At 66.7% G+C, this 21,817-nt stretch carries 19 protein-coding genes and 1 riboswitch; of the genes, 12 read left to right on the top strand and 7 right to left on the bottom strand.

Annotated elements, in window-relative coordinates:
- The first annotated feature begins 3 nt into the window (after positions 1–3).
- On the top strand, positions 4–1,068 hold the full coding sequence (locus PCQ86_RS10030; protein ID WP_270175402.1) for an NAD(P)/FAD-dependent oxidoreductase: 1,065 nt from the start codon (positions 4–6) through the stop codon (positions 1,066–1,068).
- Between the two features lie 337 nt (positions 1,069–1,405).
- The gene (locus PCQ86_RS10025; RefSeq protein WP_270175435.1) at positions 1,406–1,804 is read left to right on the top strand and encodes an SH3 domain-containing protein; all 399 of its coding nucleotides are present in this window, start codon (positions 1,406–1,408) and stop codon (positions 1,802–1,804) included.
- 67 nt (positions 1,805–1,871) lie between these two features.
- Here PCQ86_RS10025 and thiD read toward each other — a convergent pair whose 3' ends face one another.
- Positions 1,872–2,723, bottom strand: coding sequence for a bifunctional hydroxymethylpyrimidine kinase/phosphomethylpyrimidine kinase (gene thiD, locus PCQ86_RS10020; RefSeq protein ID WP_047351324.1), 852 nt, complete (start codon positions 2,721–2,723; stop codon positions 1,872–1,874).
- Positions 2,724–2,832: 109 nt separating this feature from the next.
- Positions 2,833–2,955, top strand: a riboswitch (TPP riboswitch).
- A 60-nt stretch (positions 2,956–3,015) separates the two neighbouring features.
- Here thiD and PCQ86_RS10015 point away from each other — a divergent pair.
- From PCQ86_RS10015 to PCQ86_RS10000, 4 genes are read left to right on the top strand one after another with little or no spacing between them, the layout of a single operon-like run.
- On the top strand, positions 3,016–4,140 hold the full coding sequence (locus PCQ86_RS10015; protein WP_270175401.1) for an FAD-dependent oxidoreductase: 1,125 nt from the start codon (positions 3,016–3,018) through the stop codon (positions 4,138–4,140).
- Positions 4,137–4,334: a sulfur carrier protein ThiS gene (gene thiS / locus PCQ86_RS10010; protein WP_011805049.1), complete on the top strand. Its 198-nt coding sequence runs from the start codon at positions 4,137–4,139 to the stop codon at positions 4,332–4,334. Before PCQ86_RS10015 ends, thiS begins: the two co-directional genes overlap by 4 nt.
- 13 nt (positions 4,335–4,347) lie before the next feature.
- Positions 4,348–5,160: a thiazole synthase gene (locus PCQ86_RS10005; RefSeq protein ID WP_270175400.1), complete on the top strand. Its 813-nt coding sequence runs from the start codon at positions 4,348–4,350 to the stop codon at positions 5,158–5,160.
- A gap of 2 nt (positions 5,161–5,162) precedes the next feature.
- A complete protein-coding gene (locus PCQ86_RS10000) occupies positions 5,163–6,092 on the top strand; it encodes a thiamine phosphate synthase (RefSeq protein WP_270175399.1) in 930 nt (309 codons plus the stop codon).
- A gap of 31 nt (positions 6,093–6,123) precedes the next feature.
- Here the strand turns inward: PCQ86_RS10000 and PCQ86_RS09995 are convergent, their stop codons facing one another.
- Positions 6,124–7,968, bottom strand: coding sequence for a type IV pilus assembly protein FimV (locus PCQ86_RS09995; protein WP_270175398.1), 1,845 nt, complete (start codon positions 7,966–7,968; stop codon positions 6,124–6,126).
- Positions 7,969–8,251: 283 nt separating this feature from the next.
- Between PCQ86_RS09995 and PCQ86_RS09990 the strand changes: the two genes are divergently transcribed.
- From PCQ86_RS09990 to PCQ86_RS09965, 6 genes are all read left to right on the top strand, one after another.
- The gene (locus PCQ86_RS09990; protein WP_270175397.1) at positions 8,252–9,772 is read left to right on the top strand and encodes a 3-hydroxyacyl-CoA dehydrogenase; all 1,521 of its coding nucleotides are present in this window, start codon (positions 8,252–8,254) and stop codon (positions 9,770–9,772) included.
- A 22-nt stretch (positions 9,773–9,794) separates the two neighbouring features.
- On the top strand, positions 9,795–10,562 hold the full coding sequence (locus tag PCQ86_RS09985) for an oxepin-CoA hydrolase, alternative type (RefSeq protein ID WP_270175396.1): 768 nt from the start codon (positions 9,795–9,797) through the stop codon (positions 10,560–10,562).
- Positions 10,563–10,764: 202 nt separating this feature from the next.
- Complete coding sequence (locus PCQ86_RS09980) at positions 10,765–11,484, top strand: Crp/Fnr family transcriptional regulator (protein ID WP_047351330.1); 720 nt, start codon at positions 10,765–10,767, stop codon at positions 11,482–11,484.
- A gap of 124 nt (positions 11,485–11,608) precedes the next feature.
- Positions 11,609–12,694, top strand: coding sequence for a phosphotransferase (locus PCQ86_RS09975; RefSeq protein ID WP_123675750.1), 1,086 nt, complete (start codon positions 11,609–11,611; stop codon positions 12,692–12,694).
- Between the two features lie 31 nt (positions 12,695–12,725).
- Positions 12,726–14,000 (top strand): acyl-CoA dehydrogenase family protein, encoded by a 1,275-nt coding sequence (locus PCQ86_RS09970; protein WP_270175395.1) that lies wholly within the window; start codon positions 12,726–12,728, stop codon positions 13,998–14,000.
- 235 nt (positions 14,001–14,235) lie between these two features.
- The gene (locus tag PCQ86_RS09965; protein WP_011805040.1) at positions 14,236–15,048 is read left to right on the top strand and encodes an IclR family transcriptional regulator; all 813 of its coding nucleotides are present in this window, start codon (positions 14,236–14,238) and stop codon (positions 15,046–15,048) included.
- Positions 15,049–15,119: 71 nt separating this feature from the next.
- On the opposite strand, the gene PCQ86_RS09960 is transcribed toward PCQ86_RS09965, so the two are convergent.
- The 5 genes from PCQ86_RS09960 to ilvC all read right to left on the bottom strand — a co-directional run bounded on the left by PCQ86_RS09960 (position 15,120) and on the right by ilvC (position 21,811).
- The gene (locus tag PCQ86_RS09960; protein WP_270175394.1) at positions 15,120–16,202 is read right to left on the bottom strand and encodes a serine hydrolase; all 1,083 of its coding nucleotides are present in this window, start codon (positions 16,200–16,202) and stop codon (positions 15,120–15,122) included.
- A gap of 114 nt (positions 16,203–16,316) precedes the next feature.
- The gene (locus PCQ86_RS09955) at positions 16,317–17,855 is read right to left on the bottom strand and encodes a 2-isopropylmalate synthase (RefSeq protein WP_047351333.1); all 1,539 of its coding nucleotides are present in this window, start codon (positions 17,853–17,855) and stop codon (positions 16,317–16,319) included.
- Between the two features lie 35 nt (positions 17,856–17,890).
- Positions 17,891–19,564 carry a 2-isopropylmalate synthase gene (gene leuA, locus PCQ86_RS09950; protein ID WP_015913457.1) on the bottom strand — a complete coding sequence of 558 codons (1,674 nt, stop codon included), beginning with the start codon at positions 19,562–19,564 and terminating at the stop codon, positions 17,891–17,893.
- Positions 19,565–19,785: 221 nt separating this feature from the next.
- Positions 19,786–20,619, bottom strand: a complete 834-nt coding sequence (gene pssA, locus PCQ86_RS09945) for a CDP-diacylglycerol--serine O-phosphatidyltransferase (protein ID WP_220637533.1) — start codon at positions 20,617–20,619, stop codon at positions 19,786–19,788.
- A gap of 175 nt (positions 20,620–20,794) precedes the next feature.
- A complete protein-coding gene (gene ilvC / locus PCQ86_RS09940; RefSeq protein WP_270175393.1) occupies positions 20,795–21,811 on the bottom strand; it encodes a ketol-acid reductoisomerase in 1,017 nt (338 codons plus the stop codon).
- Positions 21,812–21,817: the final 6 nt, after the last annotated feature.

Below are 21,817 nucleotides of genomic sequence, written 5' to 3'. Positions count from 1 at the left end.
CGCATGCACCCATCCCCCAGCAGCCCGACGCCCCAGGCCGCGGACGCCGTGGTGATCGGCGCCGGGCCGGTGGGGCTGTTCCAGGTCTTCCAACTCGGGCTGCAGGGCATCGCGGCGCACCTGGTTGATGCGCTGCCCCATGTGGGCGGCCAGTGCGCCGAGCTGTATCCCGACAAACCCATCTACGACATTCCCGGCATCCCTGTGTGCACGGGCCTGGGGCTCGTGGAACTGCTGCAGCGGCAGATCGCCCCTTTCGCCCCCACGCTGCACTTGGGCCAGCAGGTCCACACGCTGGCCGCGCAGGCCGACGGACGTATTCTGCTCACCACCACCGCCGGCACCGCGCTGCTGGCACGCAGCGTCTTCATCGCCGCGGGCGTGGGCGCCTTCGTGCCGCGCGCCATCAAGGCCGAGGGGGTAGAGGCGCTGGCCCCCGGCCAATTGCTCTACCACCCTGACGCCGCCACGGCCACCCGTGCCGCGGCCGGCAAGCGCGTGGTGGTACATGGCGGCGACGAGGCGGCCGTGCAGGCGGCGCTGGACTGCGTGGACGCTGCCGCGCAGGTGCTGCTGCTGCACCGGCGCGATGCCTTCCAGGCCGCGCCCGCGCCGCTGGCGCAACTGCAGGCACTGCGCGAAGCGGGCCGCATCCAGGTCGTGATCGGCCAGATCACGGGCGTGGAGACCATGCCCGGCGGCACCCTGCAGGCGCTGGCCCTGCTGGACCCACAAGGCCAGCCACAGCGCCAGCCGCTGGACCTGCTGCTGGCCTACCTGGGCATCTCCCCCCGCCTGGGGCCCATTGCCGACTGGGGCCTGGCGATGGACCGCAAGCAGCTGACCGTGGACACGGCCACTTTCGCCACCAGCGTCCCCGGCATCTACGCCGTCGGCGACATCAACACCTACCCCGGCAAGCGCAAGCTGATCCTGTGCGGCTTCCACGAAGCCACCCTCGCCGCCTTCGCCGAGGCCGAACGGCAGGCGGGCCACAAGCTGCCCCTGGAATACACCACCAGCAGCGAACGGCTGCAGGCCCGGCTGGGCGTCGCCCCGGCCCGCTGACCTGCGGCGACGGCGCGGCGCGTCCTGCGGCAATGCGCCGGGCGCTATTGAAGCAGGAGCTTGCAGCGCGCGTTCTGCCTTGTTTCCAAATAGAAATCTGTCTAATAATGGCTTGTAGAGTGCGCTGGCAGCTCTATTTTTCATAGCAATTGACGTTTCGGCCATCGGTTCGCGCCTGAAACGGCCGGAACTTCGCACGCGGGCGGCCCTCCACCTGGGGGTTGTCATCCCTCAGTTCCAACTCCAAGGAGATCACCCCGTGCCCTTCGCACTGCCCCTGCCGCATCGCATCCTGTCCAAAGCCCTGGCCGCCGCCGCGCTGGCCCTGCCCCTGCTCATGCCCGCCGGCGTGCAGGCGCGCGAGTTCGTCAGCATCAAGGGCAATGCGGTCAACGTACGCGAGGAGCCCAGCACCCGCTCCGCGACGCTGTGGGAGCTGGGTCGGGGCTATCCGCTGCAGGTGCAGCAGCGCAAGGGCCGGTGGCTCCAAGTGCGGGATTTCGAGGAGCCGCTCGGCTGGGTGTACGCGCCGCTGACCAGCAAGACGCCGCACCGCGTGGTGACGGCACGCGTCGCCAACCTGCGCGCCGGCCCCGGCCAGCAGCACAAGACCGTGGGCAAGCTGCAGCAGCATGAGGTGGTGCGCAGCCTGGGCCAGTCGGGTAGCTGGGCCCGGGTGCAGCGCGAAGACGGGCAAAAGGGCTGGGTGGCCCGGCGCCTGACCTGGGGCTGGTGATATTTCGGGTGCCGCGGCGGTGTGGGCCTGTGGCGCGCGCGGTGCCCGGCGCTCCCTCAGCCGCCCGTTACTCGATCACACGCTGCGCCACCGGCGCATAGCCATGGTTGAGCGGCCCGTGGCCGTGACCGGTGCGCACATCGGCCCCGGCAGCGATCGCGCCCAGAATGTACTGGCGGGCCAACCGCACCGCCTGCGCCAGCGGCTGGCCCAATGCGAGGTGCGCAGCGATCGCCGACGACAAGGTGCAGCCCGTGCCGTGGCCGTTGTGCGTGACGATGCGCGCAGCTTCCAGGCGGTGGCGCTCGTCGCCAGGCAGGGCCAGCACATCCACCACCCGGTCGCCCGGCAGATGCCCGCCCTTGAGCAGCACCGCGCGCGCGCCCAGCGCCAGCAGGTCGGTGGCGGCCGCGTCCAGCGCGCTTTCGTCGGCAATGGCGCGGCCCAGCAGCCAGCCGGCCTCGTCCAGGTTGGGGGTGACCACGGCGGCCAGCGGGAACAGCGCGCGCACCAGCGTGCCCACGGTTTCCTCGGCAATCAGCCGGTCGCCGCTGGTGGCGACCATCACCGGGTCCAGCACCACGTTGGGCAAGCCATGGCGAAGAATCGCGTCGGCCACCACCTGCACCACCTCGGGCGAATGCAGCATGCCGATCTTCACCGCATCCACGCCGATGTCCTCGACCACGGCGTCGATCTGTGCGCGCAGCATCTCGGGCGGAATGCCGTGGATGCCCGTCACGCCGCGCGTGTTCTGCGCGGTGATGGCGGTGATCGCGGTCATGCCGTAGCAGCCCAGGGCGCTGAAGGTCTTCAGGTCGGCCTGAATGCCCGCGCCGCCGCCGCTGTCCGAGCCCGCGATGGTCAACACGCGCGCATAGCGCCGGCCACCGCCGGGCGTCTGTGTCTCTTGGTTCATGGCAAAAATTATCGGCCAAGCCGCAGCGCATTCAACGCAGCCGCGGCAACGCCAGAGCCTGCGCCACGTCAACAACAGGGGCACCACCCCTGTGCTGTAATGCCGGCCACGGACGAAACAGGGGTGTCCCCGCCGCACTAAGAACGTGTTGACGAAAGCGGCAAGCGACTGAGAAATACCCTAAGCACCCGATCCAGGTCATGCTGGCGTGGGGAGTTTCAACAGCATCGGCGCGCCGCGCGCTCCCGTTTTGTCCTTTGGTTGTTTGGCCTGGCCTTTCATCACGGACACGATGCACACTTTCCCCACCCTTCGCTCCTCCTCCCGCGTCACCATCCTGGGCGCGGGCCTCATGGGCCGCCTGCTGGCCGTCGAACTCGCCCGCCAGGGCCACGCCGTTGAGGTGCACGAGGCAGGCACCCGCGCCGCCGAAGGCGCCGCAGCCTACGTGGCCGCCGCCATGGTGGCCCCCCTGGCCGAATCCATCGTGGCCGAGCCCGGCGTGGTGCGCATGGGCGTGCACTCGCTGGCGCGCTGGCCCGAGCTGCTGGCACCGCTGGCCGCACCGGTGTACTTCCAACATGACGGCACGCTGATCCTGTGGCACCGCCAGGACGCGCCCGAAGCCGCGCGCATGCGCCTGAAGTTCGAGCAGACCCAAGGCCTGGTGCCCGGGCTGCCGCGCATGCAGGCGCTGGACAGTGCTGGCGTGGCTGCACTGGAGCCCACGGCCGCACAGCGCTTCCACCAGGGCCTGTACCTGCCCGGCGAGGGCCAATTGGACAACCGCCAGGCCCTGGCCGCGCTGGCCGCCACCATGGACCAGTTGGGCGTGGTCACCCATTGGGGCAGCGCGCGCCAGCCGGCCGACTTCACTCCCGGCCAGGCCGGCCAGCCCGACTGGGTGCTGGACTGCCGGGGCCTGGGCGCGCGTGCGCAATGGCCGCAACTGCGCGGGCTGCGCGGCGAGGTGGTACGCCTGCACGCGCCCGACGTGACGCTGCAGCGCCCAACGCGCATCGTGCATCCCCGCTACCCGATCTACATCGCACCGAAGGAGAACCACCTGTTCGTCATCGGCGCCACCGAGATCGAATCCGACGACATGTCGCCCGCCAGCGTACGCTCCACGCTGGAGCTGCTGAGCGCCGCCTACGCCGTGCACCCGGGCTTTGCCGAGGCGCGTATCCTGGAAATCTCCACCCACTGCCGCCCCACCCTGCCCGACAACCTGCCCGCCGTGCGCGTAGTGCAGGATCGCGTGCTGGAGGTCAACGGTCTGTACCGCCACGGCTTCATGATCGCGCCGGCCATGCTCGATGTGGTCATGCAGGTGCTGAACACGGGACAATCCAAGCTCGCCCCTGAATTCGACCTCTCGCTGCAGCTCGACCGCGAAGCTGCGCTGCACACATGAACGTATTCATCAACCAAAACGCCGTGCAACTGCCCGATGGCGCCACCGTCGCCGACGCCGTGGCCCACCTGGCCCCCCAGCCCCCGTTTGCCGTGGCCGTGAACCTGCAGTTCGTGCCCAGTGCCCGCTATGCCGCGCACGCCCTGCAGTCCGGCGACCAGATCGAAATCATTGCGCCGGTCACCGGCGGTTGAGCCTTTTTCACCCATGAACAGTCCTACCTCTTCCCCCGACACGCTGGTGCTCTACGGCCAGGCGTTCCCGAGCCGCCTGCTGCTGGGCACCGCGCGCTACCCGTCTCCCGCCGTGCTGGAGGCCGCCGTGCAGCGCGCGCGGCCCGCGATGCTCACCGCATCGCTGCGCCGCCAGGGCAGCAACCCGGCCGAATCCGGCAGCAGCTTCTGGGAACTGCTCAAGCGCCTGCAGGTGCCGGTGCTGCCCAACACCGCCGGCTGCCATAGCCTGCAGGAAGCCATCACCACCGCCCATATGGCGCGTGAAGTCTTCGACACCCCCTGGATCAAGCTGGAGCTGATCGGCGACGACTACACGCTGCAGCCCGATACGCTGAACCTGGTGCAGGCGGCCGAGCAACTGGTCCGCGAAGGCTTCTACGTGCTGCCCTACTGCACTGAAGACCTGGTGCTGTGCCAGCGCCTGGTGGACGTGGGCTGCCAGGCCGTCATGCCGTGGGCGGCGCCCATCGGCACGGGCCGCGGCCCGGTGAATCCCTATGGCCTGCAACTGCTGCGCGAGCGCCTGGACGTGCCGCTGCTCGTGGACGCCGGCCTCGGCCTGCCGTCCCACGCCTGCCAGGTGATGGAATGGGGTTACGACGGCGTACTGCTCAACACGGCCGTGGCCCTGGCGACCGACCCCGTGCAAATGGCCGGCGCCTTTGCCGATGCCGTGGCCGCAGGCCGCGCCGCCCGCATGGCCGGCGCGATGACACCGCAGGAGGCGGCGCAACCCAGCACGCCCGTGCTGGGCACGCCGTTCTGGCACCACGCGCAGGACTGAGCATGCCGCAAGCCGCCGCGCCATTGCCTTCTGCAGCCGCCATGGAGCAAGCCATCCGCCAGCACCATGCGTCGGCGTTTGCGGACTTCCCGCCGCAGCCGATGCCGGCGACAACCGTGGAAGACCCCGTGTACCGCGCAGCCCTTGCGGCCTGCAGCGCCCTGGGTTTCATCGCCCATGACGCAGACTGCCTGGCCCGCGCCTGGGCTGCGCAGACGCGGCGCACCGGCCGCTTCGACCCGGCGCAGTGGCCCGACGAGCCCGCAGACTTCGGACTGCAGCCGCGCCCCCATGCGCACCCCTTTGCAGCCTGCCCGCAGAACCTGGGTCTCTACGCCGTATTGCCCGATGCCCAATGGGTGGGCCGCATGGCGCAGGCCGGCGTGCCGACGGTGCAGCTGCGCTTCAAAAGTGACGACCCTGCGGCCATCACGCGCGAGGTACGCGCCGCAGTGCAGGCCGTGCAAGGCACCGCTTCGCTGCTGTTCATCAACGACCATTGGCGCCAGGCCATCGCGGCCGGGGCCTATGGCGTGCACCTGGGCCAGGAGGATCTGGATGCGCTGAGCCCCGAAGAGCTGTGCACGCTGCGCGAGTCCGGGGCGCGCCTGGGCGTGAGCACGCATGGCTATGCCGAGATGGTGCGCGCCGACGCGGCCAGCCCCAGCTACATCGCCATGGGCGCGGTGTTCCCCACCACGCTCAAGAAAATGGCCACAGTGCCCCAGGGCGTGGCGCGGCTGGCGGGCTATGCCCGGCTGATGCGCGGCTATCCGCTGGTTGCCATCGGCGGCATTGGCCTGGCCCAGTTCCCGCAAGTGCTGGCCACCGGAGTGGGGTCGATTGCCGTGGTGCGCGCCGTGGTGGCGGCCGATCAGCCGGAAGCCGCTGCGGCGCAGCTCATGCGGGCCATGGACGCCGGCAGGCGATAGCCCCGTCCGCGCACGGGGGGGCGTTCGCGCTTCAGAAGCGGTTCTTTTGCAACTGCTCGAGTTCGAAGCGCAACTCCAGCTTGTCGTTTTCCATGCCAAAACCCACGGCCTGCCCTTGCGCGGGCGCCGGGGTGACGGGCACGGGCGGCAGATCGCTGAGGGTGATGTGAGGCGGCCCGGACACGTCCACGTCCACCGCGGCGGCGCAAGTGGATGCTGGCGAGCCGTCATCCACCGGCAGCAGCGCCAGGCCGGCCGCCATCGAGTCCAGCGACCGGCCCGTCCCATCCTGCGCGCCCATCGGGTGGAGCGCTGGCGTGGCACGCGGGGTGGTGCGCGCGCGGGGCGGCGGCGCACCGCGCAAATGTGCGGGTGTGGTCTGGGCGATGGACAGCAGCAGCAGCAGATCGTCCAGCGCCGCCAGGTCGAAGGGCCCCTCGCCCTGCGTCTGTCCCCGGTGAAATAAGAGGCCCTCCAGCACGGCCAGGACCTCGGGCGAGGACCATGCCGCCTCGACCCGTGCCAGCGCCTCGGGGTGGTCTTCCAGGCTTCGGCCCAGTTGCTGGAACTGTGCAAATGGAGGCACGCGTACATTGAACCGCTCCTCGACCTGCGCGCGCAGGCCGTCGAAGCTGTCGGTTCGCCCCAGTTGGTGGTACAGCCGCAGCAGTTCAATATGCGCCAGCGGCGAGTCTTCGCCGTGCTGCGCGATGTATTGGCGCAGCACATGGATCGCCTGCTCGTGCTCGCCCACCGAGGTGAAAAATTCAGCCTGCTGTTGCAGATCGAACAGCGACTCGGGCTGCACACCAGACTGGGCCCTTGCCTGCAAGGGCTCCACAGCCGGCGCCGCCACCGCGGGGCCTGGAGCCGCCGCGGGTGCACTCACTGGCGCGGTAGTAGGCGTGAGCGGAAGCGGCCCACTGTCCGGCCCTTGCGGCGGCGGCGCCGTCGGCTGCCAGACATCGCGCGCATCCGGCTCCACCTGCAGCCGGAGCTTGCCGTCAGGGCCTTCCGCGGCCACGGCCCCGTCCCGCAGGCCACCGCTGAGTGCCACCGAGTCACGCCATGCCTGCAGCGCCTCGCGCCGGGTGCGGCGCAGCAGCCAGGCAATGCAGGCCAGCGCGAGCACCAGCAGCCCCGCGAGCATGTACACCACGGTCGCGGGGAACCCCTGCGACTCCACCTGCGCCAGGCGCTCGCGCAGCTCAGCCGCCGTTGCGCGCTCGCGCTCCACCAGCTGGCCCTGCGCGGCCGCATCAGCCTCGAGCCTCTTGAGCCGCTCTTCAAACCGCTGTGTTTGGGCCGTCGAAGTGTCCAGCGCCTGCCACCATGCGGCCGACTCCGCACGCAAGGCCTCGCTGGGGCGCGGCGACATCTGGGGCGGCTCGCGCGTGAGCTGCAGCGCGGAGGCATTGTCAGGACCCAAGTCCAGGGGTTCCATTACCAGGCGGGAGGGAGCCGCCGCAGCCGCGGGCGGCGAGGCTTTGGCGCTGGTGCGCAGCGTCGTGGCGGTCTTAGCTGCCCGCGATGGGCGTGCCGCCCGCTCGGCCGGGGCATGCGTGGACGCCGCGGGAACACGCGGCTGCGCACCAGGCCGCCGGACCGTGCGTGCGTCCTCCCCCTCGCCGCCCAATGCATTCCGCACTTGCGGCGTAGCGCGTGGTGCGGGCACCGCCAGGCGCGACAGATCGATGGGCTGCCGTGCCGCTGGGGGTGCAGTGCCGGGCGGGTCTGCCAGGAACGTGTAGGTGCGCGACACACGCCCTTCGCAGCCGGCGGTGAGCGTGGCAGTCAGCACCGGCTCATCCACGGGAATGAGCGCCTGCACGCGCACCATCGGAATGGCGCCTCCTTCCAGGGGAGTGACATGCACACGCGTTTCGGGGACAGTGGTTGCGCCTAAGACCAGCCGCGCCCCGAGGCAGGAAGACGCGACGGTCTTGCCGGGATCGGGCCGTACCTCGAAGGTGAGATCGATCGTGGAACCCAGAACCACTGTGCCGTGGCTGCCGCCAAGCGAAAGCGCGCTGGCCCCAAACGCTGCGGCATAGATCCAGGCGCCGACAAGTAGGTTACGCATAAACACAGTGGTTTCAATTTGTTTATAAATTTTGCCATAACCCTGCCGCATCCGATAGCGCTAGATAATTGCCGCCATGCAAACGGTCTTCACTTCAATCGGCATCGTGGGCACTGGCGCCATGGGCCGCGGCATCGCGCAGATCGCCGCCCAGGCAGGCAGCACGGTCTACCTCTACGACACCCATGGCGGCGCCGCCGACGCCGCCCGCACCCACATCCACCAGCAGTGGCAGCGTCTGGTGGACAAGGGTCGGCTGGACGAGAGCCTGTTGCCGGCTCTGGTGCAGCGGCTGGTTCCCGTCACGTCGCTGCACGACTTCGCGGCTTGCGAATTGGTGGTGGAAGCCATCGTCGAGCGACTGGATGCCAAGCAGGAACTGCTCAAACAGCTCGAAGCCATCGTCTCGCCCGAAGCCGTGCTGGCCAGCAACACGTCATCGCTGTCCATCACCGCCGTGGCCGCACCGCTGCAGCGGCCGCAGCGCATGGCAGGCTTTCACTTCTTCAACCCGGTGCCGCTGATGAAGGTGGTCGAGGTCGTGGCCGGCCTGCGCACGGACCCCCATGTCTGCACCCGCCTGGCCGGCTATGCGCGCGCCATGGGCCACACCCCGGTGATGGCGCAGGACACGCCGGGCTTCATCGTCAACCACGCAGGGCGGGGCTATGGCACCGAGGCGCTGCGCATCGTGAGCGAGGGCGTGGCCGATTTCGCCACCGTGGACCGCATCCTGCGCGACCAGGTGGGCTTCAAGCTCGGCCCCTTCGAGTTGCTGGACCTCACCGCGCTCGATGTGTCGCACCCGGTCATGGAGTCGATCTACCGCCAGTACTACGACGAGCCGCGCTTTCGCCCCAGCGTGATCACGGCGCAGCGCTTGAGCGGCGGCCTGCTGGGCCGCAAGTCCGGCGAGGGCTTTTACCGCTACGTGGACGGTGCGCCCGAGCTTCCGGCCGAGCCGCCGGTGCCCGAGGTATCGGGCCTGCCGCCGGTCTGGGTCTCCACGCGCGCCGCCCGCCGCGCCGAGCTGTACCAGTTGCTCAAGGACCTGGGGGCAACGATCGAGACGGGCACCTCGCCCTCGGCCCAGGCGCTCACGCTGGTCGCGCCACTCGGCTTTGACGTGACCACCGTGGCCGTGGTGGAGCGCCTGGACCCCGCGCGCACCATCGGCATCGACATGCTGATCGACGACGCGGCCACCCGCCGGCGCGTGCTGGCGACCAACCCCGCCACGCGCGAAGACATGCGCGACGCCGCGCACGCGCTATTTGCACGCGACGGCAAGCCAGTGAGCGTGATCCGCGACAGCGGCGGCTTCGTCACACAGCGCGTCGTGGCCAACATCGTCAACATCGCCGCGGACATCTGCCAGCAGCGCATCTGCAGTCCCAAGGACCTGGAGACCGCCGTGACCCTGGGCCTGGGCTACCCGCTGGGCCCGCTGGCCATGGGCGACCGCTGGGGCCCCACCAACATCCTGGAAGTGCTCTTCAACATGCAGACCGTGTACGGCGACCCGCGCTACCGCCCCAGCCCTTGGCTGCGCCGGCGCGGCGCCATCGGCCTGAGCCTGACGCACGAAGAACCCTGACCCTGCAACCACCCGCGCCGCCATGCCCGCCGAACTGCAAAGCACCAGCCAGGGCCAGACCCTGGTCCTGACCCTTCGCCACCCCGAGCTGCGCAATGCCTTGGAGCCGGCCATCTGCGCGGCGGGCATCGAGGCCCTGAACGTGGCGGAGCGCAATCCCGACGTGCACTGCGTGGTCATCACGGGCGCGGACGGCCTGTTCAGCGCCGGCAGCAGTCCCCAGCGGCTACAGGCGTTGCGGCATCAGAGCGCGCCAGCGCAGGTGCATGGCCTGGATCTGCTGCACCACTGGATCGAGGCGATACGCACCCATCCCAAGCCCGTGATCGCCGCCGTGGAGGGTGAAGCCAAGGGCGCGGGGTTTTCACTCGCGCTGGCATGCGACCTGATGGTGGCCGCGCGCAACGCGGTGTTTGCCATGAACCATATCCACGCGGGCCTGCCGCCCGATGGCGGCGCCAGCTGGAGCCTGGCGCAAATGCTGCCCCGCGCGCTGGCGCATGAGATCCTGATGTGCGGCGACCGCATCGACGCCGCACGACTGCAGTCCCTGGGCATGGTCAACCGGCTGGCCGATCCCGGCCGCGCCCTGCATGAGGCGCTGGCGCTGGCCCAGCGCCTGAACGATGGCCCGCCCCATGCGCTGGCGAGCATCAAGGAACTGGTGAGCGAGGCGCGGCACCACAGCTTCACCGAACAGCTCGCGCTGGAGCGCAGCCACTTCGTGCGCAACCTCCAGCATGCCCCGGCGGGCGAAACCCGGGCGGCTTCTGCCGACCCACGCGCTTAAAGCTACTATTTTTATAGCTGCTAGCACTTGACGGTCAAGCGCCGGCGGCTTGTCTCATTCAAACCCATCCATGGCATTGCTGGCTCCGCGGCAGCGGCGCCAGCACGCGCGCGCCCGCGGACGCCCATGTGACAGCCCGCTCCCCGCGCCCCGGTCCCTCACGCGACAATGGACTGCAACCCAGTCACGCAAACGACAGACCATGGACGATCCGATTCTTACCATCGATGAACGCGAGGCGATCAACTCAGGTCGCTGGTTTTCTTCCCTCTCCCCTTCTTTGCGCCACGACATACTGCGATGTTCCTACGTCAAACGCTTCAAGGATGGCGCACTCATCGCAGCACGCGGCGACCCGCCCGAGGAATGGATTGCCTGCGCGCGCGGCGCCGTGCGCGTGAGCTCCACCTCGATCTCCGGCAAGCAGATCACGCTGACCTATGTGGAGCCGGGCATCTGGTTCGGCGACGTGGCGATCTTCGACGGGGACCGGCGCACGCACGATGCCTACGCCCATGGCGACACCACCATCCTGTGCGTGGCGCGGGCCGACTTCAAGAAGATCCTTGCACAGCACTCGGAACTGTACGAGGCCATGCTGCGGCTGCATGCGCGGCGCATCCGGCAGCTGTTCGGGCTGGTGGAAGACCTCAACACCCTGCCCCTGCGCTCGCGGCTGGCCAAGCAGTTGCTGCACCTGGTGCGCAGCTATGGCGTGCCCAGCCTGTCCGACGGCAACGAAGTGCGCATCAGCCTGCAACTGGCCCAGGAAGAACTGGCGCAGTTGCTGGGCGCGTCACGCCAGCGCGTGAACCAGGAGCTGAAGGCCATGGAGCGCGAGGACGCCATCCGCATCGAGCCCGGCGGCCTCGTGATACGCGACCGGGATGCGCTGATGCGCATCTCCGAAGCCAACCAATGAGCCAGGTTTACAAAAACCATAGCTTCCAGCGCTTGTCCCGCAATGGCTTCCATGTGAAAAGTCTTTGAATTCCATAGCTGACAACCGCAAGCAGCTCACTTTTTTGAAAGAACCCTCCATCCCCATGAGCAACTTCGAGCACTTCATCGGCACACGCCCCGTCTCCGAGCAGCATGCCTTCGATACCGACGCGCTCACTGCCTGGCTGTCGCAGCATGTGGAAGGGTTTGCCGGACCGCTGACGGTGGAGATGTTCAAAGGCGGCCAGTCCAACCCCACCTACAAGCTCGTGACCCCCACGCGCAGCTATGTGATGCGCGCCAAGCCCGGCCCGGTGGCCAAGCTGCTGCCGTCGGCACACGCCATCGAGCGCGAATACGCGGTCATGCGCGGGCTCGCCGGCACCGACGTGCCCGTGCCGCGCATGATTGCGCTGTGCGAGGACGAGTCCGTCATCGGTCGCGCTTTTTATCTGATGGAGTTCATGCAGGGCCGCGTGCTGTGGGACCAGTCGCTGCCTGGCATGCAGCCGGCCGAACGCGCGGCGATCTACGACGAGATGAACCGCGTGATCGCCGCCCTGCACCGGGTGGACTTCACGGCGCGCGGCCTGGCGGACTACGGCAAGCCGGGCAATTACTTCGAACGCCAGATCTCGCGCTGGAGCAAGCAGTACACCGCCTCGGTCACCCAGCCCATCGCCGAGATGGACGCGCTGATGCAATGGCTGCCCGCGCACATGCCCGACAGCGCGCGCGACGCAACCCGCGTGTCCATCGTGCATGGCGACTATCGGCTGGACAACCTCGTGTTCCACCCCACCGAGCCACGTGTGATCGCGGTGCTGGACTGGGAGCTGTCCACCCTGGGCCATCCGCTCGCGGACTTTGCCTACCACTGCATGAGCTGGCACATCCCCGCATCGCTGAGCCGGGGCATCGGCGGGCTGGACCTGGCGGCGCTGGGCATCCCGTGCGAGCGCGACTACATCCAGCGCTACTGCGAACGCACCGGCATCACCGACGTGGATGCGCTGCACCGGGACTGGAACTTCTACCTGGCCTACAACATGTTCCGCATCGCCGCCATCCTGCAAGGCATTGCCAAGCGCGTGGAGGCCGGCACGGCCGCCAGCGCACAGGCCAAGGCCGCTGGCGCCACCGCACGGCCCATGGCGCAGCTGGCCTGGTCCTTCGCGCAAAAGAGTTGATCCCCCTTCCCCACTGACGAGAAAGCACCCCATGGACTTCGATTACTCGCCCAAGACCAAGGAACTGCAGGCGCGCCTGATCCAGTTCATGGACGACCACATCTACCCCGCCGAGAAGGCCTATGCCGAGGAGATGGCGGCCAACACCGCCGCGGGCAGGCGCTGGACACCACTGCAAACCATCGAAAACCTGAAACCCAAGGCACAGGCCGCGGGGCTGTGGAACCTGTTCCTGCCGGTGGACACCGCCCAAGCATCGGGCTACGAAGGCGCCGGGTTGACCAACGCCGAGTACGCGCCGCTGGCGGAGATCATGGGCCGCGTGCTGTGGTCCAGCGAGGTGTTCAACTGCTCGGCCCCCGACACGGGCAACATGGAGACCATCGCGCGTTATGGGTCCGAGGCCATCAAGGCCCAGTGGCTCAAGCCGCTGCTGGAAGGGCGCATGCGCTCGGCCTTTGCCATGACCGAGCCCGATGTCGCCTCCAGCGACGCCACCAACATCGAAACGCGCATCGAGCGCCAGGGCGACTATTACGTGATCAATGGGCGCAAGTGGTGGACCAGCGGCGCCAACGACCCGCGCTGCAAGGTGTTCATCACCATGGGCAAGACCGACCCCGAGGCGCCCAAGCACTCGCAACAAAGCATGATCGTGGTGCCAGCCGACACGCCAGGCATCACGGTGGTGCGTGCACTCAACGTGTTCGGTTATGACGATGCGCCGCACGGCCACGCCGAAGTCCTCTTCGAGAACGTGCGCGTGCCGGTGGACAACATCCTGCTGGGCGAAGGCCGTGGGTTCGAGATCGCCCAGGGACGCCTGGGCCCCGGGCGCATCCACCACTGCATGCGCCTGATCGGCCAGGCCGAGCGCGCGCTGGAACTGATGTGCCGCCGCGCCAGCAGCCGGGTGGCCTTCGGCAAGACGCTGGCACAACAGAGCGTGACCCAGGAGCGCATTGCCGAAGCCCGCTGCAAGATCGACATGGCGCGCCTGCTCACGCTCAAGGCCGCCTGGATGATGGACACCGTGGGCAATAAGGTCGCCAAGACCGAGATCGCCATGATCAAGGTCGTCGCCCCCAGCATGGCCTGCCAGGTGATCGACTGGGCCATGCAGGTGCATGGCGGCGGTGGCGTGAGCGACGATTTCCCGCTGGCCTACGCCTATGCCAACGCGCGCACCCTGCGCTTCGCCGACGGCCCGGATGAGGTGCACCGCAACGCCATTGCCAAATGGGAACTGGGCAAGTACGGCACCTACGGTCGTGGTGCGGCCCAACCGGTCACCCGCGGCGCTTGAGCGCAGCGGGACCTTGCTCCGCAGTTGAAGATCCGGTCCCGGCCTGGCCTACCCATTGGGGTGGCTAGGCCGCAAGTTTTTATCAGCCTGCGTTCAAGTCTTCGCTGCGGCAGCTCCCTGCACGAGGCCTGGCGCCGCACGGAGGAAGGCACGGACCGGCCGGACAGCCAGTGAGCAAAAGCAGCGCGGCATTTCACAAGATAAAATCACCGGTTCCTTGGTTCTGCCCTGCCTCATGAAGAAACACTCGCCGGACGCGCCCGCCAAACCCAGTGTCCAGGTGCTGGAGCGCATGTTCCAGTTGATTGACGTACTCGCTTCGCGCGAGGAAGCCATCTCGCTGAAGGAGATCAGCGAGAAGACGGGCCTGCATCCGTCCACCACCCACCGCATCCTCAATGACCTGACCATCGGCCGTTTCGTGGACCGTCCTGAGTCGGGCAGCTACCGCCTGGGCATGCGCCTGTTGGAGCTGGGCAATCTGGTGAAGGGGCGCCTGAGCGTGCGCGACGCCGCCATGGCACCCATGCGGCAATTGCACAAGCAGATCCAGCAACCGGTGAACCTCAGCGTGCGCCAGGGGGACGAGATCGTGTACGTGGAACGCGCCTACAGCGAGCGTTCGGGCATGCAGGTGGTGCGCGCCATTGGCGGCCACGCCCCGCTGCACCTCACCTCTACGGGCAAGCTCTTCCTTGCGGCCGACGATCCGCAGCGCGTGCGCGCGTACGCCACGCGTACCGGCCTGCCAGGGCACACGCGCAACAGCATCACCCAGTTGCCCATCCTGGAACGTGAGCTGGGCAAGGCGCGCCAATACGGCATTGCGCGGGACAACGAGGAGTTGGAACTCGGGGTGCGCTGCATCGCGGCGGGGGTCTTTGACGACCAGGGCCAGCTCGTGGCAGGCCTGTCAATTTCAGCGCCCGCTGACCGACTGGATGACGGATGGCTGCCCAAGCTCCAGTCCACCGCCGATGAAATCTCCCAGGCGCTGGGTTATACGGCGGGGCAGCGCACGGCCCTGGACGGCCCGCTCAAGACCTGAATGGCCTGACGCCGGCCGTCCGGCGGGTGTGTCGCAAGACGCATGCGACCCGTGGCCGCAGTCAGCCGCGGCTAACCGTTGGTTCCTGCGTGCAGGATGGCGCCGGCGCTGGGGTGGGTCTTCTCGACCCAGGAGCGCACGCGCTCTGCGTCGCCCAGACGGCTGAACTTTCCTGCCGAATCGAGGAACACCATGATCAGCTTGCGGCCCGCCACCTCGGCCTGCATCACCAGGCAGCGCCCCGCTTCCGAGATGTAGCCAGTCTTCTGCAGGCCGATATCCCACGAAGGGCTCTTCACCAGCCGGTTGGTGTTGTTGTACTGCAGGGTGCGCCGGCCAATGGCGACCTCGTGGCTTGGAGACGTGGAGAGTTCACGCAGCAACGCATCACCATGCGCCACATTCACGAGCGTCGCCAGGTCGTGCGCGCTGGACTGGTTGCGGCTGGACAGGCCAGTGGGCTCCACAAAGCGCGTATCCGCCATGCCCAGCAGCTTCGCCTTGGCATTCATGCGTGCCACGAACGTATCCAGCCCGCCCGGGAACGTGCGTCCCAGCGCATGGGCGGCGCGGTTCTCACTGGACATGAGGGCCAGGTGCAGCAGTTCACCGCGCGAGAGTGTCGTTCCCACGGCAAGCCGTGAGCCGCTGCCCTTTTCCGTATCCACGTCGTCCTGCGTGATCGTGATGAGCTCGTCCATGGGCAAGTGCGCCTCGGAAACGAGCAAGCCGGTCATCAGCTTGGTCAACGAAGCGATGGGCAGCACGGCATGGTCATTCTTGCTGAGGAGAACTTCCTTCGTGTCCTGATCGATCACCAGTGCCACGCTCGACTTCAGGTCCAGCGGATCGCTCACGTCGTGCAGCCCTGCCAACTGCCCGAATGAGAGGCGCGCGGGCTCCGCCGCTACGCGCACGGGCGCACGGGCACTCACCGCAGACGCGCGCGCCGCCTTCACGGCCACGGTCCGGCGGGGCGCCTTGGCCGACGATTTGGCGGGGGTGCGTTTGGCAACCGTGGTGGACGCGGCTTTTTTTGCCACCGCCTTCTTGCGTTCGGCCGCATGCACGCCGGGCGAGGTCAATGCGATACCCATCACCAGAAGGGCCAATCCCTGAGAGATACGGGAGACGATGCGAGCGCGCATATGCATCAAATGCTCCAAGCAGCAAAAACTGTGTGGCAGTGTACAAAATCAAAAAAAGTCGCGCAAGATCAATACCTTGCGCGACTCTTTTAGAAAGTGCCTGAATTATAGGACGCGGTATCAGCCCTGTGCTGCCACGCGCTCAGCTTTACTTTGTAATTTATTCAGGGCACTGAGGTAGGCTTTGGCCGATGCCACCACGATGTCGGGGTCGGCCCCTACGCCATTCACCACCCGGCCGGCGCTCTGCAACCGCACGGTGACTTCGCCCTGGCTTTCGGTGGAGCCACTGATGGCGTTCACCGAGTACAGCACCATCTCGGCACCGCTGCGCACATGCGCCTCGATGGCCTTCATCGAGGCATCGACCGGGCCATTACCCTCCGCGGAGCTGCGGACTTCCTTGCCGTCCACGGTGAACACGATGGTCGCCTCGGGCCGTTCGCCCGTCTCGCTGTGCTGCGCCAGGGACACGAAGCCGAACTGCTCCTTCTCGCTGGTCACGCTTTCGTCGCTCACGAGTGCCAGGATGTCCTCGTCAAAGATCTCGCTCTTGCGGTCGGCGAGTTCCTTGAATTTGGCAAACGCCACGTTGATTTCGCCTTCGCTCTCCAACTGGACGCCCAGTTCCTGCAGACGTTGCTTGAACGCATTGCGGCCACTGAGTTTGCCCAGCACGATCTTGTTGGCGCTCCAGCCCACGTCCTCGGCGCGCATGATCTCGTACGTGTCGCGCGCCTTGAGCACGCCGTCCTGGTGGATGCCCGAGGCGTGGGCGAACGCATTGGCGCCCACCACGGCCTTGTTGGGCTGCACCACAAAGCCGGTGGTCTGGCTGACCATGCGGCTGGCGGCCACGATGTGCTGGGTATCGATGCCGACGTCCAGGCCGAAGTAGTCGCGCCGCGTCTTCACGGCCATCACCACCTCCTCCAGCGAACAATTGCCCGCACGCTCGCCCAGGCCGTTGATGGTGCACTCCACCTGGCGTGCCCCGCCGATCTTCACACCCGCCAGCGAGTTGGCGACCGCCATGCCCAGATCGTTGTGGCAGTGCACGGACCAGATGGCCTTGTCACTGTTGGGAATGCGCTCGCGAAGGTTCTTGATGAAGTTGCCGTACAGCTCGGGAATGGCGTAACCCACGGTGTCGGGCACGTTGATGGTGGTGGCGCCCTCCGCGATCACCGTCTCGATCACGCGGCACAGGAAGTCCGGATCGCTGCGGTAGCCATCCTCGGGGCTGAATTCGATGTCCTCCACCAGGTTGCGTGCAAAACGCACCGCCTGCCTGGCTTGCTCCAGCACCTGCTCGGGCGTCATGCGCAGCTTCTTTTCCATGTGCAGCGCGCTGGTGGCGATGAATGTGTGGATGCGCGCGCGGCTCGCTTCTTTGAGCGCCTCGGCAGCACGTGCGATGTCCCGGTCGTTGGCACGTGCCAGCGAGCAGACCGTGGAGTCCTTCACTGCGCGCGCAATGGCCTGCACCGATTCGAAGTCGCCGTTGGAACTGGCGGCAAAACCCGCCTCGATCACATCCACACGCAGCCGCTCCAGTTGACGGGCAATGCGCAGCTTTTCATCGCGCGTCATGGAAGCTCCCGGCGACTGCTCGCCGTCGCGCAAGGTGGTGTCGAAAATGATGAGCTTGTCGGTCATGGATCGTCTCTTGAGGTCGTTGTGGGGATAGGGAATCAGGCAACCATCACCTGGGCTTGTATTTGCGGAGCACGCTGCAGCCCCGAAAGAATGGCACGGATCGAGGCTGACACGATATTGGCATCCATGCCCACCCCATATACGGTGTGGCGATCATCGATGCGCATCTCGACATAGGCCACGGCCTTGGCGTGGGCGCCCTCGCTGATGGCATGTTCGTTGTAGTCCAGCACGCGCACATCGCAGTCCAGCGCAGCGGCCACGGCCTGCACGAATGCGTCGATCGGGCCTGTGCCTTCGCCTTCAATCTGCAGCGTCTGGCCTTGCCAGGGCAGTTGTCCGCGCAATGCAACCGTGCCGTTTTCGCCTTCCATACGGTATACCGGCGTTGCTGCCTCGTCCAGACGGTATTCGCGCTCGAACAAACTCCACAGATCGGCGGCCGTGAGCTCCTTGCCGCTGGCGTCCATTTCGCGCTGCACTGCCTGGCTGAACTCGATCTGCAAGCGCCGCGGCAGTTGCACGCCGTATTCACTCTCCAACAGATACGCGATGCCGCCCTTGCCGGACTGGCTGTTGACGCGAATGATGGCTTCATAACTGCGCCCCAGGTCCTTGGGATCGATCGGCAGGTAGGGCATCTCCCAGATGTCGCCCTCGCGCCGGGCGGCAAATGCTTTCTTGATGGCGTCCTGATGCGAACCGGAGAAAGAGGTATAGACCAGATCGCCCACGTACGGATGGCGCGGGTGCACGGGTAACTGGTTGCAATACTCCACGGTGCTGCGGATGCCGTCGATGTCCGAAAAGTCCAGCCCCGGATGCACGCCTTGCGTGTACATGTTGAGGGCCACGTTCACCACGTCCAGGTTACCCGTACGTTCGCCGTTGCCGAAGAGGCAGCCCTCCAGGCGGTCAGCGCCCGCCATCAAGGCCAGCTCCGCCGTTGCCGTGCCGGTGCCGCGGTCGTTGTGCGGGTGCACCGACAGCACCACGCAGTCGCGGCGCTGGATGTGGCGGTGCGTCCACTCGACCATGTCCGCGAAGATGTTCGGCGTGGAATGCTCCACCGTGGTCGGCAGATTGATGATGCACTTCTTCTGGGGTGTCGGCTGCCACACGTCGGTCACCGCATCGATCACACGCTTGGAAAACTCCAGTTCGGTGTCCGAGTACATCTCAGGCGAATACTGGAACGTCCAGTCGGTAAGGGGGTACTGGGCAGCAATGTCCTTGAACATCTGCGCGTTTCCACGCGCCAGTTCCACGATTTCCTCCTCGCTCATGTCCAGCACCACGCGGCGCATCACGGGCGCGGTGGCGTTATAGAGGTGGACGATGGCGCGGGGCGCGCCTTCCAAAGCCTCAAACGTGCGACGGATCAGATGGTCACGCGCCTGGGTCAGCACCTGAATGGTCACGTCGTCAGGAATGCGGTCTTCCTCGATGAGCTTGCGCACGAAGTCGAACTCGACCTGGGAGGCCGACGGGAAGCCTACCTCGATCTCCTTGAATCCGATCTTCACCAGTTGCTCGAACATGCGCATCTTGCGCGCGATGTCCATGGGCTCGATCAACGCCTGGTTGCCGTCGCGCAGGTCCACACTGCACCAGATGGGCGCGCGGTCGATCACCGCGTCGGGCCAGGTGCGGTCCGTCAAGCGCACGGGGGCAAAGGGACGGTATTTGGCGGCGGGGTTCTGCAGCATCGGAATTCTCTCTTTCGTGGAACAAGGTAGGTGTCTGACCTGTGCTCCAGCGACCCCGGAAAAACAAAAACGGCCCGTCGCTGGTGCTCACGGGCCGTGGGAAGTAGGTGTGTACGCGCGCGCTACTATGCCTGCCCGAGGGACAAGTTCAGTAGTAGTGCTAGCGACAGGAAATGCATGCGAACGACTCTAGCACAAAAAACACACGGCGACACGCAGGGCTACTCGTGCAACCCGCGCTCCTCAGGCTCGTCCTTAGAGGTGCTGATCACGCTGGCCCGATACCCCTTGGCACGCCGCCATGCATACACGCCGTAGCCGCTCAATCCATAAGCCACGAAAATGCTGAACAGCACCGTGGGCGCATGGATGTTGATGATGGCGATCCCCAGCACGATGAGCACGATGGCCGTGAAGGGCACGCTGCGCTTGAGGTGCAGGTCCTTGAAGCTGTAGAACGGCGCATTGGTCACCATGGTGAGCCCGGCGTACAGCGTCAGCCCGAACATCACCCAGGAGAGCTGGCTCCAGGTCAGCAGGCCGTCCTGCCCACGCTGCACACCCGCGTCGGACAGCAGCCAGATAAAGCCCGTCACCAGCGCCGCCGCGGCCGGAGATGGAAGCCCCTGGAACCAGCGCTTGTCCACGGTGCCGGTGTTGACGTTGAAGCGCGCCAGCCGCAGGGCAGCGCATGAACAGTAGACGAAGGCCGCGATCCAGCCCCAGCGCCCCAGGCCGCTGAGGGCCCACTCGTAGGCGATCAGTGCAGGCGCCACGCCGAAGGACACCATGTCCGACAGCGAATCCATCTGCTCGCCGAACGCGCTTTGCGTGTTGGTCATGCGCGCCACGCGGCCATCCAGGCTGTCCAGCACCATGGCGCAGAACACTCCCACCGCCGCATAGTCGAAGCGGCCATTCATGGCCATGACAATGGCGTAGAACCCGCCAAACAACGCTGCCAGCGTGAACAGGTTGGGCAGGATGTAGATGCCCTTGCGGCGCTTGCGCACCATCACGCCCGTGTTTTCGGCGGCGTCGTTGCCATCATGCATTCAATCGACCTCCAGCGCCCATCCAGCAAGCGCCAACAGCTATAAAATCAATAGTATTTTTGTTCCGCACACGCGTGCGGAAAAGGACGCAGTGTAGCCGCTGCCCCGCACGCAAAAAAGGCCACCGGGGTGGCCTTGGGGAAAGACGCCAGCGCGGCCCGGCCGCGCTCGCGCATCAGTTGCGCGTCTGGTCCACCAGCTTGTTCTTGGCGATCCAGGGCATCATCGCACGCAGCTGGGCACCCACCACTTCGATGCTGTGGTCGGCGGTGTTGCGGCGGCGGGCCGTCATGCTCGGGTAGTTCAGGCGGCCTTCCTGGATGAACATCTTGGCGTAGTAGCCGTTCTGGATGCGCTTCAGGGCATTGCGCATGGCGGCGCGCGACTGCTCGTTGATCACTTCAGGGCCGGTCACGTACTCGCCGAACTCGGCGTTGTTCGAGATCGAGTAGTTCATGTTGGCGATGCCGCCTTCGTAGATCAGGTCCACGATGAGCTTGAGCTCGTGCAGGCACTCGAAGTAGGCCATCTCGGGGGCGTAGCCGGCTTCCACCAGCGTCTCGTAGCCCATCTTGATCAGCTCGACAGCGCCACCGCACAGCACGGCCTGCTCGCCGAACAGGTCGGTCTCGGTCTCTTCCTTGAAGTTGGTCTCGATGATGCCGGCCTTGCCGCCGCCATTGGCCATGGCGTAGGACAGCGCCAGGTCACGGGCCTTGCCGGACTTGTCCTGGTGCACGGCCACCAGGTGGGGCACGCCGCCGCCCTGGGTGTAGGTGTTGCGCACGGTGTGGCCGGGGGCCTTGGGCGCCACCATCCACACATCCAGATCGGCGCGGGGCACGACTTGGTTGTAGTGCACGTTGAAGCCGTGGGCGAAGGCCAGCGAGGCGCCCTGCTTGATGTGGGGCTCGACGTTGTTCTTGTAGACCTCGGCGATCTGCTCGTCGGGCAGCAGGATCATGACGACGTCGGCTTCCTTCACGGCGTCGTTCACTTCCTTGACCGTCAGGCCGGCCTTGCCGACCTTGTCCCACGAAGCGCCGCCCTTGCGCAGGCCGACCACGACCTTCACGCCGCTGTCGTTGAGGTTTTGGGCATGGGCGTGGCCTTGGCTGCCATAGCCGATGATGGCCACGGTCTTGCCCTTGATGAGGCTCAGATCACAGTCTTTGTCGTAGAAAACTTTCATGGTCGC

It is taken from the genome of Diaphorobacter sp. ED-3, from assembly GCF_027625375.1.
Taxonomy (GTDB): Bacteria; Pseudomonadota; Gammaproteobacteria; order Burkholderiales; family Burkholderiaceae_C; genus Diaphorobacter; species Diaphorobacter nitroreducens.
The sequence above is the reverse complement of the archived record's forward strand: the minus strand, read 5'-3'. Positions and strand labels throughout refer to the sequence as shown.